At 74.2% G+C, this 14,524-nt stretch carries 14 protein-coding genes; 4 read left to right on the top strand and 10 right to left on the bottom strand.

Going from position 1 to position 14,524, the window contains the following annotated elements:
* Positions 1 to 8 precede the first annotated feature (8 nt).
* The 6 genes from mshC to AMK13_RS12835 form a co-directional block, all read right to left on the bottom strand.
* Positions 9 to 1,238 (bottom strand): cysteine--1-D-myo-inosityl 2-amino-2-deoxy-alpha-D-glucopyranoside ligase, encoded by a 1,230-nt coding sequence (gene mshC / locus AMK13_RS12860; RefSeq protein ID WP_074002316.1) that lies wholly within the window; start codon positions 1,236 to 1,238, stop codon positions 9 to 11.
* A gap of 229 nt (positions 1,239 to 1,467) precedes the next feature.
* On the bottom strand, positions 1,468 to 2,304 hold the full coding sequence (locus tag AMK13_RS12855; protein WP_049650986.1) for a dioxygenase family protein: 837 nt from the start codon (positions 2,302 to 2,304) through the stop codon (positions 1,468 to 1,470).
* Between the two features lie 125 nt (positions 2,305 to 2,429).
* Positions 2,430 to 3,308: a helix-turn-helix transcriptional regulator gene (locus AMK13_RS12850; protein ID WP_049650987.1), complete on the bottom strand. Its 879-nt coding sequence runs from the start codon at positions 3,306 to 3,308 to the stop codon at positions 2,430 to 2,432.
* Between the two features lie 180 nt (positions 3,309 to 3,488).
* Positions 3,489 to 4,286: an SCO1664 family protein gene (locus AMK13_RS12845; protein WP_074002602.1), complete on the bottom strand. Its 798-nt coding sequence runs from the start codon at positions 4,284 to 4,286 to the stop codon at positions 3,489 to 3,491.
* A 44-nt stretch (positions 4,287 to 4,330) separates the two neighbouring features.
* Entirely contained in the window at positions 4,331 to 4,900 is a 570-nt protein-coding gene (locus AMK13_RS12840; RefSeq protein WP_049650988.1) for a DUF3090 family protein, read from the bottom strand.
* Positions 4,901 to 5,097: 197 nt separating this feature from the next.
* Entirely contained in the window at positions 5,098 to 5,790 is a 693-nt protein-coding gene (locus tag AMK13_RS12835) for a histidine phosphatase family protein (RefSeq protein ID WP_049650989.1), read from the bottom strand.
* Positions 5,791 to 5,951: 161 nt separating this feature from the next.
* Here AMK13_RS12835 and AMK13_RS12830 point away from each other — a divergent pair, with 161 nt between their 5' ends.
* On the top strand, positions 5,952 to 6,932 hold the full coding sequence (locus tag AMK13_RS12830; RefSeq protein WP_074002601.1) for a magnesium and cobalt transport protein CorA: 981 nt from the start codon (positions 5,952 to 5,954) through the stop codon (positions 6,930 to 6,932).
* A 36-nt stretch (positions 6,933 to 6,968) separates the two neighbouring features.
* Here AMK13_RS12830 and AMK13_RS12825 read toward each other — a convergent pair whose 3' ends face one another.
* Positions 6,969 to 8,015 carry an LLM class F420-dependent oxidoreductase gene (locus tag AMK13_RS12825; RefSeq protein ID WP_049650990.1) on the bottom strand — a complete coding sequence of 349 codons (1,047 nt, stop codon included), beginning with the start codon at positions 8,013 to 8,015 and terminating at the stop codon, positions 6,969 to 6,971.
* Between the two features lie 240 nt (positions 8,016 to 8,255).
* Here AMK13_RS12825 and AMK13_RS12820 point away from each other — a divergent pair, with 240 nt between their 5' ends.
* Both AMK13_RS12820 and AMK13_RS12815 read left to right on the top strand, forming a co-directional pair.
* The gene (locus AMK13_RS12820) at positions 8,256 to 9,236 is read left to right on the top strand and encodes an aldo/keto reductase (protein ID WP_074002315.1); all 981 of its coding nucleotides are present in this window, start codon (positions 8,256 to 8,258) and stop codon (positions 9,234 to 9,236) included.
* 59 nt (positions 9,237 to 9,295) lie between these two features.
* A complete protein-coding gene (locus AMK13_RS12815) occupies positions 9,296 to 11,458 on the top strand; it encodes a helix-hairpin-helix domain-containing protein (protein WP_074002314.1) in 2,163 nt (720 codons plus the stop codon).
* Positions 11,459 to 11,578: 120 nt separating this feature from the next.
* On the opposite strand, the gene AMK13_RS12810 is transcribed toward AMK13_RS12815, so the two are convergent.
* Entirely contained in the window at positions 11,579 to 12,184 is a 606-nt protein-coding gene (locus AMK13_RS12810) for a hypothetical protein (RefSeq protein WP_049660402.1), read from the bottom strand.
* 363 nt (positions 12,185 to 12,547) lie between these two features.
* Between AMK13_RS12810 and AMK13_RS12805 the strand changes: the two genes are divergently transcribed.
* Positions 12,548 to 12,757: a DUF5703 family protein gene (locus AMK13_RS12805; protein WP_037901221.1), complete on the top strand. Its 210-nt coding sequence runs from the start codon at positions 12,548 to 12,550 to the stop codon at positions 12,755 to 12,757.
* Between the two features lie 157 nt (positions 12,758 to 12,914).
* On the opposite strand, the gene AMK13_RS12800 is transcribed toward AMK13_RS12805, so the two are convergent.
* Both AMK13_RS12800 and AMK13_RS12795 read right to left on the bottom strand, forming a co-directional pair.
* The gene (locus tag AMK13_RS12800) at positions 12,915 to 13,796 is read right to left on the bottom strand and encodes a chaplin (RefSeq protein ID WP_241852863.1); all 882 of its coding nucleotides are present in this window, start codon (positions 13,794 to 13,796) and stop codon (positions 12,915 to 12,917) included.
* Between the two features lie 327 nt (positions 13,797 to 14,123).
* Positions 14,124 to 14,366, bottom strand: a complete 243-nt coding sequence (locus AMK13_RS12795; protein ID WP_074002312.1) for a chaplin — start codon at positions 14,364 to 14,366, stop codon at positions 14,124 to 14,126.
* Positions 14,367 to 14,524: the final 158 nt, after the last annotated feature.

Raw genomic sequence — 14,524 nt, 5'->3', positions numbered from 1 at the left:
CACCCGGGTCACAGCGCGACGCCGAGCAGGGCGTCCACGGTGCGGGTCACCAGGCCGGGAGCGCCGATGTCGGTGCCGCCCTCGGCCTCCTGCCGGTCCGCCCAGCGGTCGACCGCGGCCAGCGCGGCGGGCGCGTCCAGGTCGTTCGCGAGCGCCTCGCGCACCTCGGCGAGCAGCTGCTCGGCCGAGGGGCCGTCCGGGCGGGAGACCGCGGCGCGCCAGCGGGCGAGGCGCTCGACGGCCTCGTCCAGGGTGCTCTTGGTCCACTCCCAGTCGGCCCGGTAGTGGTGCGAGAGCAGCGCCAGGCGGATCGCCGCCGGGTCGACGCCCTCGCGGCGCAGCGCCGAGACGAAGACCAGGTTGCCGCGGGACTTGGACATCTTGTGGCCGTCCAGGGCGACCATGCCGGCGTGCACGTACGCCTGGGCGTACGGGTGGGCGCCGGTGGCGACCTGGGCGTGCGCGGCGCCCATCTCGTGGTGCGGGAAGGAGAGGTCGCTGCCGCCGCCCTGGATGTCGAAGGACATCCCGAGGTACCGGAGGGCGATGGCGACGCACTCGATGTGCCAGCCGGGGCGGCCGTGGCCGAGCTCGGTGTCCCAGGCGGGCTCGCCCGGGCGGGCGGCCAGCCAGAGCAGGGCGTCCAGCGGGTTGCGCTTGCCGGGGCGGTCCGGGTCGCCGCCGCGCTCGGCGAAGACCGGGCGCATGGCCTCGCGGGTGAGGCCGGAGACCTCGCCGAAGCGCGGGTCGGCGTCGACCGAGAAGTAGATGTCGCCGTCGACGTGGTAGGCGGCGCCGGAGGCCAGCAGCTTCTGCACGATCGGGACGATCCACGGGATCGACTCGACGGCGCCGATGTAGTGGGCCGGCGGGAGCATCCGCAGCGCGGTCATGTCCTCGCGGAACAGGGCCGTCTCGCGCTCGGCGAGGGCGGTCCAGTCCTGGCCGGTCTCGACCGCGCGGGCGAGCAGCGGGTCGTCGACGTCGGTGACGTTCTGGATGTACAGGACGTCGTGACCGGCGTCCCGCCAGACGCGCTGCACCAGGTCGAACGCGTTGTAGGTGGCGGCGTGGCCCATGTGGGTCGCGTCGTAGGGCGTGATGCCGCAGACGTAGATCCGGGCGGTGCCGTCCTGCGGCACGACCTCCCGGACTGTGCCCGCTGCGGTGTCGTGGATACGGAGGGGGAGCCCCTGACCAGGCAGGGCGGGAACCTCGGAGGCGGGCCAGGCATGCATGGAAACAACTTTAACCTTGCGAACATTTGAAAGCCTAACCAGTACGAAAGATCGACTGGATTCGTTTCCAACCGTTGCCCGACAGTTTCCCGACTGGTATTGCACGGATCCGGCGCTGTCGGAACGCGTGGTGTACGCCCCCCGCACCCGGCTCCGGGCATGGGTGAGCGCCCGGTCGGCCCTGCCGCCGACCGGGCGCCCGGCTCCTCGGGTGGAGCGGCCGGAGCCGCTACGACCGCTGCCAGAGGGCCGGCACGTTCGGCGGCTCCCAGCCGGCCATGGCGGTGTGCGCCTGGAGGCAGGTGTAGGAGACGCCGGAGTAGGTCACGCGGTCGCCCGCGTTGTACGAGGTGCCCGCGGCCCAGCTGCCGCCGGGCGGCGTGGTCGGGCCACCGGTGGAGGTGGAGGTCGGGGTGGGCGTGGGGCTCGGCGTGCCCGGGGTCTGCGCCACGTTCAGCACGAAGTCGTAGCTGCCCTCGCGGGTCGACCCGTTCTGCCGGACGTTCATCAGCAGCCGGGCGTCGTAGATGGTGTCCGTGTTGTTGCGCGGCTCGCCCGGGAAGTACAGCTGGGTGGTGACGATCGAGCGGCCGGGGGCCTGGAGCTTGACGTGGATGTGCCGGGTGCGGCCCGGGTAGAGGCCGGGCACGATGGTGTCCAGCTTGTAGGCGCCGTTGGCGTCGGTGAACTGGTGGCCGCGGAAGGTGTATCCGCTGTTGTCGTAGTTGCCGCCGTCGTCGGCCTGCCAGAAGTCCAGCAGCACACCGGAGATGGGCCGGCACGCGCGACCGAAGACGTAGCCGCTGACGACCAGGCGGGTGCCGGGGCCGTCGTTGACCATCGAGCTGCGCAGCGGGGAGTTGGGCTTGAAGTACGGGCCCTCGGTCTGCTCGATGGTGGGGGCGTCGCCGTCGTGGCACTCGGGGGTGAGGGCGAGCGGCTCGCCGGTGCCGATCTGGTCCCGGGCCAGTGCGACCCCGCCGCCGACGAGCAGCGGGGCGGCCCCGAGCGCGGCGGCGGCCTTGAGGACGGTCTTGCGGCTGATCATGCCGTCGGGCGTGGGCATGCGCCGTCTCCTTATCGTGAGGCGGGGGGGTGGGGGCGGCCCTTGCCATGGTGGGGGCATGACAAGGGCCGGACCGGCCGCCCGTCCGTGCGCGCCGGACCGGCCACCGGTGGCCACCAGCAAAGTTACGGGCCGTCCGGTGCGACCGCGATGGACATGATCCGGGGATCGTGGTGATTTCCGTCGACCCTGGACCGGAACTCCCCCGGGGTCATCCCGGTCTCCCGGCGGAAGAACCGGCAGAAGTACGCCGGGTCGACGAAACCCGCCTCCTTGGCGACCTGACGGATCGTCAAATCCGTGCAGGCGAGCAGACGTTTGGCCTCCAAGGTCTGCTGGCGGCGGATCAGACCGCCGGGCGTCCGGCCGGTGGCCTGCTTCACCAGGGTCTGCAAGTGCCCCGGGGAGACGCCGAGTTCCTGCGCGGTGGAGGCCACCGAGTGCCGCACCCCGCCCGGCCGGGCGATCAACCGGGTGAAGGCGGCGGCCACTTCGGCCGGGCGGCCGGGCACCGACGGGCGGTCGGCCGGGGCGCAGGCGCGCAGCGCCCGGACGATCAGGATGTGCAGGCTGGCCCGCAGCACGCCCTGGTAGCCGGGCCCCCTGGTCCGGTACTCGTACTCCATGTCGGCGAGCAGCGCGGCGACGGCGTCGGCCTGGTCGCCGAGCGCGAGGGCCGGGCGGGTGGCCAGCGCCCGCAGGGCGGCGAGGTCCTGGGGGTGGCCGAGCAGGAAGTCCTCGTTGAACAGGACGACCCGGCCGACCAACTCCTCGGCGTCCGCCCAGTAGTGCACCTGGCCGGGCGTGATCACGCACAACTGCGGTGGCGCCAGCGGCCGGTGGACGAGGTCCAGGACGTGGGCGCCGTGGCCGCCGGTGACGTGGACGATCTCGTAGAACGAGTGCCGGTGGGGGAAGCCGGCCCGGGAGAGCGGGCCGATCGCGTCGAAACTGCCGATGGCGAAGGGGAGCAGCTGGGGCAGCGGGACCTGTAACCGGTGCAACGGCAGGTCCGGCGTGGTTCGGGGGGTGGGGGTCGTCCGTCGCACATCCATCGGAGCAGTGTGCGACCTGTTCCGGGGACAGGTCCAGACCATCTGCCGCCGTTTTCGACGAGCGGTCCGGACCACCGGCGCTCCGGGGCACCGGTTCGGGCTCCGGTTCGGACCCGCCGAAGCCCCGTCCTAGACCGGCGGCCAGGGGATCGCGGGCCAGTCCTCGGGCGGCAGCGGGTGCCGGCCGGAGCCGCGCAGCGCGGCCACCCGGGCCCGGGTGGCGTCCAGTTCGGCCGCCGTCAGGTGCGGGGCGAGCCGCTCGGCGAGCTCGCCGTCCAGCTGTTCGGCCAGCCGGGCCAGCACCTCCAGCGCCTCGGCGGGCAGCGGGTCGCCGGCCCAGCCCCAGAGCAGGGTGCGCAGCTTGTCCTCGGTGTTGAAGGTGACGCCGTGGTCGATGCCGTACACCCGGCCGTCGGCGGCCGGGATCAGGTGACCGCCCTTGCGGTCGGCGTTGTTGAGCACCGCGTCCAGGACGGCGAGCCGGCGCAGCCGCCGGTCGTCGTGGTGCACCAGCAGGGCCGTCCGTCCGCCCTCGACCTCGGCCCGGACGATCGGCAGCCAGCCCGCCTCCGGGCCGCGCGGGTCCTGGAGCGCGAGCAGCGGCTCGGCCGTCGGGTCCGGCTCGACCCACAGCTGCAGCATGCCGGGCCCGTGCGGGCCGTCGCGCAGCACGGTCGGCGGGATCAGCGCCCAGCCGGTCGCGGCGGACAGCTCGTACGCGGCGACCTCGCGGCCGGCCAGCGTGCCGTCCGGGAAGTCCCACAGCGGGCGCTCCCCGGCCACCGGCTTGTAGACGGCCTGCGCGCTCAGCGAGCCGTGCGCCACCGTGCAGTACAGCGCGGCGTTGGAGGCGTCGGTGAGCCGCCCGTGCACCGTCAGCCCGCCCTGGCGCAGCAGCGCGAGGGCGGTGGGCACGTCGGCGGCCAGCGCGGCGGCGGCCGACGGGTCGGCCTGCGGCGGGGTGTCGGTGTTCAGCGCCGGTAGCCGTTCGCGCGCGGGCACAGGTGGCCCTCCGGGTCGAGCGGCAGGTTGCAGAACGGGCAGGGCTTGCGGCCGGCCGCGACCAGGTCCAGCGCGCGCTTGGCGAAGACCCGGGCCATCGCGCCGGACAGCCGCACCCGCAGCATGTCCGGGCCGTTCTCGTCGTCGGTGAAGGCCGCCTCGGCGGCGTCCTCCTCCTCTTCCTCCTCGACCAGCGCCTGCGCCTCGACCACCAGGCAGGCGTCCACGCTGTCCCAGGCCAGGGCCATGGTGCCGACCCGGAACTCCTGCTCGAGCGGGAGGTCCAGCGGCGCGGTGTCGAGCAGGTCGTTCGGGGCGGCGGCCGGGATGGACGTGTCGCCGCCGCTGCGCCGCAGCGCCTCGTCCAGGACCTCCTCGATGCGCTCGGCGAGCGCCGCGACCTGGGTCTTCTCCAGCAGCACGCTGGTGATCCGGCCCCGGGCGCTGGCCTGAAGGTAGAACGCCCGGGCGCCGGGCTGGCCGACGGTGCCGGCCACGAACCGTTCGGGCTGGTCGTAGAAGAAGACCTGACGGGGCACGCTCTCGCTCCGGATCGTGTCGGTCGGCGCGGTTCCGCCGGGGGCGGGCCGCGGCCGGATGGACTCGCTAGTCACCCTACGACCTTCGGGCTCCGGCCGGGGAGCCGAGCCGACGGCCGCGGGCGGGGTGGCACCCGGGGAAGCGAACGGTGCCGCCGCGGACGGCGCCTCCCCGGACGGCCCGTCGGCGGCGCGGCCTAGACGGTGCCGCCGACCACCGCGTCGCCGGCCGGGGTGGCCGCCGCCGGGCCCGGCCGGGGGGCGAGCGAGGCGAGGTCGCCGGTGTCGCCCATCCTCAGCACGAAGGGCCGCTGCGGGGTGTAGCGGATCGCGGTGACCGAACAGGGCTCGACGCTGATCCGCTGGAAGTGGTCCAGGTGCAGCCCGAGCGCGTCGGCCACCACGGCCTTGATCACGTCCCCGTGCGAGCAGGCGATCCAGACCGCGTCCTCGCCGTGCTCGTCCGCGATCCTCCGGTTCCACTCGCGCACCGCGTCCACCGTGCGGTGGCTCAGCTCGCGCAGCGACTCCCCGCCGGGGAAGGCGGCCCCGGCGGCGTGGTCCTGCACGGTGCGCCAGAGCGGCTCCTTGGCCAGCTCGGCCAGCGGACGGCCGGTCCACTCGCCGTAGTGGCACTCCCCCAGCCGCTCGTCCTCGGCCGGCGGCCCGAGCTCGGGCCGGACCGCCAGCAGCGGCTCCAGCGTCTGCCGGCAGCGCTCCAGCGGGCTGCTGACCGCCCGCACCAGCGGGATGCCGGCCAGTCGGCCGGCCAGCGCGGCGGCCTGGTCCCGGCCGGTGTCGTCGAGGTCCACGCCGGGGGTCCAACCGGCCAGGATTCCGGCGGTGTTCGCGGTGGAGCGGCCGTGACGGACGAGCAGCAGGGTGGGCATGGGGTCAGCCTACGGCCTCCGGGCCCGGCCGTGGAGACCGGATTTCCCGCCCGTCCGGCCCGCGGCGGCCGGGTCCGCCACCGCCCCGGCCGCCGGGGGCCGGTGGACCGGAATCCCCCGGATCCGTGCCGGACGGCCCCGCTCGGGTGACAATGGCCCGCATGATCGTCCACTGCGCCGCCTACCACGACGGCCGCCGCATCGAGGCCCCCGAGGACCTGGCCGGCGCACTCGCCGCCGCCCGCGCGGCCGGTCCGGACGGCTTCGTCTGGATAGGCCTGTTCGAGCCCACCGCCGAGGAACTCGACCGCGTCGGCCAGGAGTTCGCGCTGCACCCGCTGGCCGTCGAGGACGCCGTCAGCGCTCACCAGCGCCCCAAGGTGGAGGCGTACAAGGGCTCGCTGTTCGTCGCGCTGAAGACCCTCGGCTACCACCCCGGCGGGCACGTCGTCACGGTCGGCGAGGTGATGGTCTTCCTCGGCCCGGACTTCGTGATGACCGTCCGGCACGGCGAGGACAGCCCGCTCGGCGGACTGCGGGCCGCCCTGGAGCAGGACCCCGAACAGCTGCGGTACGGGCCCAGCTCGGTGCTGCACTCGGTCTGCGACACGATCGTCGACGGCTACATGGACGTGGCCGCCGGGCTCCAGAGCGACCTGGACGAACTGGAGGCGGACATCTTCTCCCCCTCCCGGGTCGACCGCGACACCGCCGGACGGATCTACGGCTACAAGCGCCAGGTGATGTCCGTGCGCCGGGCCACCGGCCCGCTGCTGGAGCCGATGCTGGCCCTGGAGCGCGGCGCCCGCTTCGTCCGCCCCGAGGCCGCGCCCTACCTGCGGGACGTCGCCGACCACGTGGCCCGGGTGAACGACCAGGTGGACGGCATGGACCGGCTGCTCTCCGACATCCTGAACGCCAACCTGGCGCAGGTCAGCGTCCAGCAGAACAACGACATGCGGAAGATCTCGGCCTGGGCGGCGCTGGCCGCCGTACCGACCATGATCGCGGGCATCTACGGGATGAACTTCGAGCACATGCCGGAGCTGCACCAGATCTGGGGGTACCCGGCGGTGCTGGTGCTGATGACGGTGGTCTGCCTGGTGCTGCACCGGGTGTTCAAGCGGCACGACTGGCTGTAGCGCCGCCGGGCGGGCCGCTCGGACACCCGGCCCCGGTCAGGCCAGTCCGGCGCGCTCCAGCGCCTCGACACCGGTGCGCAGCGCCAGGATCCGCTCGTCCAGGGTGAACCCGGCCGGGGCCAGGGTGAGCGTGGTGACGCCCGCCTCGGCGTAGGCCTGCATCCGGTCGGCGATCCGGGCGGTGTCGCCGATCAGCGAGGTGGCGTCGATCAGGTCGTGCGGGACGGCGGCCGCGGCGCCCGCGTGGTCCCGGGCGAGGTACTTCTCCTGGACCTCGTCGGCGGCCTGCTCGTAGCCCATCCGCCGGGCGAGCTGGTTGTAGAAGTTCTTCTCCTTGCTGCCCATGCCGCCGATGTAGAGCGCGGCGTACGAGCGCAGGGCGTCGACACCGGCCTTGATGTCCTCGCCGACCGCGAGGTTCACGGTCGGGCAGAGGTCGAAGCCCTCCAGCGTCCTCCCGGCCTTGGCGCGGCCGGCCGTCAGCGGGTCGAGGGAGAGCGCGGCGTGCTCGGGCGAGAAGAAGATGCCGAGCCAGCCGTCGGCGATCTCGCCGGTCAGCTCCAGGTTCTTGGGCCCGATCGCGGCGATGTACAGCGGGATGTGTTCGCGCACCGGGTGCACGGTGAGCTTGATCGGCTTGCCGGGGCCGCCGGGCAGCGGGAGCGTCCAGTGCTCGCCCTCGTGCACCAGGCGCTCGCGGGACATCGCCTTGCGGATGATCTCCACGTACTCGCGGGTGCGGGCGAGCGGCTTGTCGAACTTCACCCCGTACCAGCCCTCGGACACCTGCGGGCCGGAGACGCCGAGGCCGAGCCGGAACCGGCCGCCGGACAGGGTGTCCAGGGTCGCGGCGGTCATCGCGGTCATCGCCGGGGTGCGCGCCGGGATCTGGAAGATGGCCGAGCCGACGTCGATCCGCTCGGTCTTCGCGGCGACGAAGCTGAGCACCGTCGCGGCGTCCGAGCCGTACGCCTCCGCCGCCCAGCAGACGGAGTAGCCGAGGCGGTCCGCCTCCTGGGCCACGGCGATGTTGTCGGCGTCCATGCCGAGTCCCCAGTAGCCGAGGTTGATCCCGAGTCGCATCTGCCGCACCTTCCAGTGGGTTGGGGTTGGTCGCGAGGGTAACCGTGCCCGCACCGAACACGCTACTGACGGGTAGGGGTGGATCCGGTCACACCGGTGCTGTTGATCGTTCTGCGGGTCTGCACCTCTCTCCGCGCACCGGCCGCTACGCTCAGCCGACGTGGGGAGCGCTCTCCCCACCTGCGCGTTCACAGGGCCGCCGGGGCTCCCGGGGCCACCGGCCAGTGGAAGGCCCGTCCGATGGAAAAGCGTCACCTCGGCCGTACCGGCCTCCAGGTCTCCCGACTCGGCCTCGGCACCATGACCTGGGGCCGCGACACCGACGAGCAGGAGGCCGCCGAGCAGCTCAAGGAGTTCGTCGACGCCGGCGGCAACCTGGTCGACACCGCCGACGTGTACGCGGACGGCGGCGCCGAGTACCTGATCTCCCGGCTCACCGACAGCCTGGTCCCCCGCTCCGAACTCGTCATCGCCACCAAGGCCGGCAGCGTCCCCGAGTCCGCCCGCCGCTTCGACGGCTCGCGCGGCCACCTGCTCGCCGCCCTGGACGCCTCGCTGCGCCGGCTCGGCACCGACTACGTCGACCTGTGGCAGGTGCACTCCTTCGATCCGGTGACCCCGGTCGAGGAGACGCTCAGCGCCCTCGACATCGCCGTCTCCTCCGGGCGCGCCCGCTACGTCGGGGTCTGCGACTTCAGCGGCTGGCAGCTCGCCAAGTCCGCCGCCTGGCAGCACGCCCACCACGGGCGGGTGCCGCTGGCCGGGGCGCAGCTGGAGTACTCGCTGCTCCAGCGCGGCATCGAGCGGGAGGCGCTGCCCGCCGCGCTGGACGCCGGGGTCGGCGTGCTGGCCGGCTCGCCGCTCGGGCGCGGGGTGCTCACCGGCAAGTACCGGCACGGCGTCCCGCAGGACTCGCGCGGCGCCTCGCCGTACCTGTCCGGGTTCGTCCAGCCGTACCTCGGGGAGCGCTCGCGGCGGATCGTGGACGCCCTCGCCACCGCCGCCGACGGGCTCGCCAGCACCCCGTTGGCCGTCGCGCTGGCCTGGGTCCGGGACCGGCCCGGGGTGGCGAGCGCCCTGGTCGGAGCCCGGACGGTGGCCCAGCTGCAGTCGGCGCTGTCGGTGGAGGCGCTTACGCTTCCGGATGAGATCCGTGGTGCGCTGGACGACATCTCGTCGCCGGTGCACCACTACCCGGACCAGGGGTGGACGGAGCTGTGACCACCGGCCCGGGTCGTCGAGCAGAACCTGCAGTGGAGTGACCTTTGGAGCGGACGACGATGACTGACACGGGGAACGGCGCTCCGGAGGTGACCGCCGGGGCCAAGCTGACCCCGGAGGCGAAGGCCGCGAAGTTCGCGGAGCTGGCCCGGCAGATCCGCGGCATGCAGCCGGAGGACGCCGCGGACCGTGCCGCACGGGCGGGTGCCGCCCGGGCGGAGGCCTCGATGGCGGAAGCCCCGGCTGAGGAGGATCCGACGGAGGAGGCCCCGGAGCCCGGAGGGTCGGAGCCCGGGGAGCCGGAGCCGGCCGCTGCGGCCCCGGTCCCGGCCGCCCCCGTTCCGACCCGGGTTCCCGCCCCGGCCGCCCCCGCCCCGGTGGTGTCCGACCGGCAGCGCGAGGAGGTGCTCCGCGCCACCGTCGAGGTGCTGACCGCCGGCGGCGCCCCGGCCGACCTGGCGGCCGCCGCCGTGGCCGCGCTCGGCGAGGAGGCGCCCGCACGGCTGCGCGAGGACCCGTGGACGGTGCTGGGCCTGCCCGGCGTCCGGCCCGAGCACGCGGACGGCTTCGCCCGGGAGCTGCTCGGCGCCGGCGCCGGCCCGGGCGACGAGCGCCGCGCCCGGGCGCTGGTGCCGTGGCTGCTGGAGCAGGCGGCGCTGCGCGGGCACTCCGCCCTGGAGCTGGCCGAGGTGGCGGTCGGGCTCGACCGGCTCCGGATGCCCGAGCCGGCCACCGCGATCCAGGCCGCCGTCGAGGACGGGCGGGTGCTCTCCTTCCAGGAGGAGCTGGCCGGCCCCGAGGCGCACGCGGCGGGGGGCGACGAGGAGGCCGAGGCGCCGACCCGGACGCTGCTCGCCCTGGCCGGGCTGGCGATGGCCGAGGACAGCCTCGCCGAGAAGCTGCTCCAGCTGATGGCCACCTTCGTGCCGGGCGAGGATGCCGAGGAGGCCGGGGAGGCCGACGATTCCGAGCACGCGGAGCCCGGGGCGGAGGCCGCCGAGGGCTCCGCCCAGCAGCCCCCCGCCGCCCCCGGCCCGGCCGCCTGGGCGGCCGCCGCCGAGGCCGCCTCGTCCTCCTCCGCGACCGCCCTGATCAAGGCCGTCGCCGAGCACGCCCTGGTGCTGCACACCGGCGGCGAGGCGGCCCGCGCCGAGCCGGCCGCGCTGGTCGCCGCCGCCCGCGGCCTCGGGCTGCGGGCCTGGGCCGCCACCTGGACGGACCAGGGCCGGGACTCCCTCGCCGCACTCGCCGAGGCGGGCGCCGGGGCCCCCGTGGTCACCCTCGCCGAGCTGCTCTCCGGCGCCGCCGGCCCCGGCCGCGCCCCGGACGGCACGCTCGCCCTGGACCTGCTGGTCGTGCTGGACGCCCCGCTGCTGGACGTCGACCTGGCCGCCGTCGTCCTGGAGTCGCTGGCCGACGGCACCCGGCTGGTGCTCAGCGGGGACCCGGGGCAGCTCTGGTCGGCCGGCCCCGGGCGGGTCTTCGCCGACCTGCTGGCCGCCAAGGCCTGCCCGGCGGTCGCCTCCCGCACCCCGGACTTCGGCCCGATCGGCGAGCTGGTCTCCGGTGTCGGCATCGGCGAGCTCCAGCCCGTCGAGGCGCCGGACAAGGAGGTGGTCATCCTGACCGCCAAGGACGCCGGCGAGGCCGTCCACCGCGCCGTCCAGCTGCTCACCGACTCCATCCCGCGCGCGCTGGGCATCCCGGCCGAGCAGGTGGTGCTGCTCACCCCGGGCCACGGCGGCCCGGCCGGCACCCGCGCGCTGAACGCCGCCGCCAAGGCCCGGCTCAACCCCGGCCCCGGCCGGTTCGGCGGCTTCGACCCGGGCGACCGGGTGGTCGACTCCCCCACCCCCGGCGTCACCCGCCCGGCCCGGGTGCTGGACGGCGACGCCACCGGTCTGCACCTGGAGTACGCGGACGGCTCGCACCGGACCGTCCCGCCGGCCGAGGCCGCCCGGCTGCGGCACGGCTGGGCACTGACCGTCCACCAGGCGGTCGGCCGGCGCTGGCCGGGCGCGGTCGTGGTGGTCCCGGAGGACGCCGCCCAGGCGCTCACCCGGCAGTGGGTCTACACCGCCTTCGGCCGCGGCGAGCGGCACCTGTCCGTGGTGCACGCGGCGGGCCCGGCGCTCGTCCAGGCCGTCGCCGAGCGCCAGGCGCAGTCGCGCACCACCCGGCTGCGGGCGGTCCTCGCCGAGAACGCCGCCTCGGCGTACTGACCGGCGTTCCGGCCGGCCCCGCTCCGACGGGCCGCCGGCCGGAACGCACGACGGGCGGGCCCCGGTGTTCCCGGGCCCGCCCGTCGGCCGTCCTGCACGGCGTCGGTCGTCCTGTCCGCGTCAGTCGTCCGGGTCCTCGTCGTCGTAGACCTCGCTCACGTCGAACCGGCAGATCAGCAGCTGCGGGTCGGCGTGCTCGAAGGGCTCGGGCAGCCACTCGCCCGGCTCGGTCGGCTCGGTGGCCGCGACCCAGAGCGTCGAGTCGGCCTCCTCCAGGCCGAACTCCTCGCTGCGGGCGGCGATCTCGTCGGGCTCGTACTCGCCGAACAGCACGCCGATCGCGGCGTTCACCCCGCCCGCGCCGGCGCCGCCCGGGGTCAGCGACTCGTCCAGCCGCTCGGCCTGGGCACGCAGCCGCTCGGGGTCGACGACGTGGTAGTCACGGCGGATCAACACGCTGATCGCCTCGGGCTGTTCGGGGCCGTGGTACCCGCCGGGGCCCTCGTCCCCGGGGATCTCGAAGGGCGTGACCTCGTCGTAGGCCTCGTACAGGAGCTGGTCGTAGGCGATGGCCGCCGTCGCGAGCTGCTCGTAGGCGGCGGTGACGGCGGGATCATCGGCTGCGTTGGGGCTTGACACCGCTTCCAGATGACGGTCGATGGCGGCCTTGACCGCCTCAGCGGCGGCGCGTACCTCGGCAATGGTGGGCTGCGCGGCATCAGACATGGTGCAGACGCTATCTCCCCGCGGTGTCGCCACGCACAGCGGTTGTCACCTACACCCGCGATTTCACCGCAACTTCCCCCCTGATGTCCGATCCGTCCCGCTTCGTCCCCACGCGCCACCGGCGCGAAGCGGGCGCGGAGGGCGCACGCCGGGCCCGCCGAGGCCGTCCGGCTGCCGCTTCGCGCGCCGGGATCGGGGTATCCCCTCCACAGCGGCAACAGGACTGATGCACTGTCAGTCGGCGGCCGGGGCCGCACCCGTTCCGACCGTTGCCCGCGCACGGGAGGACGGCCGGAAATACCCGGGCCGACTGTCCGGGGCAGGCCGTAGGCTTGCCTGAAGGTGATCCCCAGGAGGAGCGTTTTGACCCCACGGAAGCCGGTCCGGCAGCCGGAGTACGAGTACCAGTCCCTGCGCATGCCGCGCGGCACCACGCGCAACGCGGCGCGCCAACTGCTCACCGAGCACGCCGAGTACGGGCACTGGGAGCTCGACCGGCTGAGGCTGTTCCCCGACGGCAGCCGGACGGTCCGGCTGAAGCGGCGGATCATCCGGCAGGTCCGGAACTGGTGACGGGCGGGGCACCGCGGCCCCGGGCGGCAGCGAGCCCTCACGCGTCCGCGGCCGCCCGTTCGCTCGGCGGCCGCGGATGCGTCGTTCCTCAGGTACGTCCGGGGGCGGGCGCGCACCGGTCCCGTTCAGCGCGCGCCCTGGTTCCCCGCCCGCCGTGTCAGCGGGCGCCGGCCCGGGCCCGGCGGTAGAGCACGCCGCCGCCGAGCAGCATCGCGAGGCCGGCGGCCCCGAGCAGCTCGACGTTGCCGGCACCGGTGGTGGCCAGCTGGGCGGACGGCGCCGGCTTGGCGGCGGGCGCCACGGCGGCGGACGCGGAGGTGGCCGGAGCCACGCCGGTGCGCGCGACGCTCGTCACCTCCTCGGAGGAGGTCTGCGGCGGGGTCGGGCAGGTCTCCACGCAGCCCTCGGCCGGCGGCGTCGGGGTGACCTTCTCGACCTTCTCCACATTGGCGCAGTCGTTGCCGAAGGCCGGGTTGCCGACGCCGGCCACGTTCACCGAGTTGCCGCAGGCGTTGACCGGAACGTCCACCGGCGCCTGGACGCTGTTGCCCGAGAGCACGCCCGCCGAGTTGGCGGCGACACCGGAGGCGCCGGCACCCGGGACGTCGACACCCGTGCCATCGGCACCCGGAACCTTGGTGGCCGGACCCGCGGCGTCCGGGACGGCACTCGCCGGGAGGGTACTGGCCGGCAGAGTGCTGGCCGGGAGGGTGCTGGCCGGAGCCGTGGCACCCTGGCTCCCACTGGCACCGGAGCTGTCGGTACGGTCGGCGCCGGTGGCGCCGGACTGGCCGCCATGGGCGGGCTTGGACGCCTGATGGCCGCCGCCGTTGACGTTGGCACAGCGGTTGCCGAAGGACGGGTTCAGCAAGCCGATCACATCGATCGTGTTGCCGCAGGCATTGATCGGCACCTCGATCGGCACCTGGACCGAGTTGCCCGAGACGACACCGGGTGAACCGGTGGCCACCCCCTGCGCGTCGGCGCCCCCCGCGTAGGCGTAGCCGGCGGTCGAGGCCAGCACACTGCCGGTGGCCACGGCCGTGAGGATCCCCTTCTTGGCTACTTTCCTCATGTTTTCCCCTGACATTTCGAGACGACGTGTCGACCTTGGCATGAACCTTGCAAAAAAGTCGGAATTTCCGTATATCCGTAAATCACGCAAGGGCTTCGGCTGCACACGGGTTAACGAGAGGCCAACGGGGAGGTTGAGCAACGAAACCCCGCTTCACTCGATCGAGTGATCATGTCGGATCCCGTGTATCCGGTATCCCAGCGGGGACGCGAACGCCCCCGGCGCGGCGCGTCCGCCGCCCGGGGGCTCGCGTGAGTCGGCTCAACAGGCCCCGACGGCCCGGAGGTCGACTCAGAAGTTGGCGCAGTGGTTGGCGAACGCCGGGTTCAGCACGCCCACGACGCTCACGGTGTTGCCGCAGAGGTTGACCGGGATGTGCACCGGAACCTGGATCTGGTTGCCCGAGACGACACCCGGGGAACCGGCGGCCACACCCTCGGCGGCGGCGCCGCCCTGAGCGGACGCGACACCGGCGGCGGCGAGCACCAGGCCACCGGTGGCGGCGGCGACAGCGGCGATCTTCTTGACCTTCATCATTCCTCCTGTATGGACAACGCAACCCGTTCGGCGGGCTGCACAGGGATGAACGACGCTGCGGCAAACGGGGTACGGAGTGGATCTCCCATTCACCCGCAACGGTGAGATCTCGCACACATGATCGGCCTGGAATTCCGAGCAGAATCGCTTCTGTC

The organism is Streptomyces sp. CB02056 (assembly GCF_001905545.1).
In the GTDB taxonomy this organism is placed as follows: domain Bacteria; phylum Actinomycetota; class Actinomycetes; order Streptomycetales; family Streptomycetaceae; genus Kitasatospora.
This window is presented reverse-complemented; position numbering and strand designations above follow the sequence as displayed.

Coding starts and splice junctions, on each gene's coding strand:
- AMK13_RS12820 (WP_074002315.1), top strand. CDS start 8,256: ATGGAAAAGCGTCACCTCGGCCGTACCGGCCTCCAGGTCTCCCGACTC.
- AMK13_RS12855 (WP_049650986.1), bottom strand. CDS start 2,304: ATGCCCACGCCCGACGGCATGATCAGCCGCAAGACCGTCCTCAAGGCC.
- mshC (WP_074002316.1), bottom strand. CDS start 1,238: ATGCATGCCTGGCCCGCCTCCGAGGTTCCCGCCCTGCCTGGTCAGGGG.
- AMK13_RS12815 (WP_074002314.1), top strand. CDS start 9,296: ATGACTGACACGGGGAACGGCGCTCCGGAGGTGACCGCCGGGGCCAAG.
- AMK13_RS12795 (WP_074002312.1), bottom strand. CDS start 14,366: ATGAAGGTCAAGAAGATCGCCGCTGTCGCCGCCGCCACCGGTGGCCTG.
- AMK13_RS12830 (WP_074002601.1), top strand. CDS start 5,952: ATGATCGTCCACTGCGCCGCCTACCACGACGGCCGCCGCATCGAGGCC.
- AMK13_RS12825 (WP_049650990.1), bottom strand. CDS start 8,015: ATGCGACTCGGGATCAACCTCGGCTACTGGGGACTCGGCATGGACGCC.
- AMK13_RS12810 (WP_049660402.1), bottom strand. CDS start 12,184: ATGTCTGATGCCGCGCAGCCCACCATTGCCGAGGTACGCGCCGCCGCT.
- AMK13_RS12835 (WP_049650989.1), bottom strand. CDS start 5,790: ATGCCCACCCTGCTGCTCGTCCGTCACGGCCGCTCCACCGCGAACACC.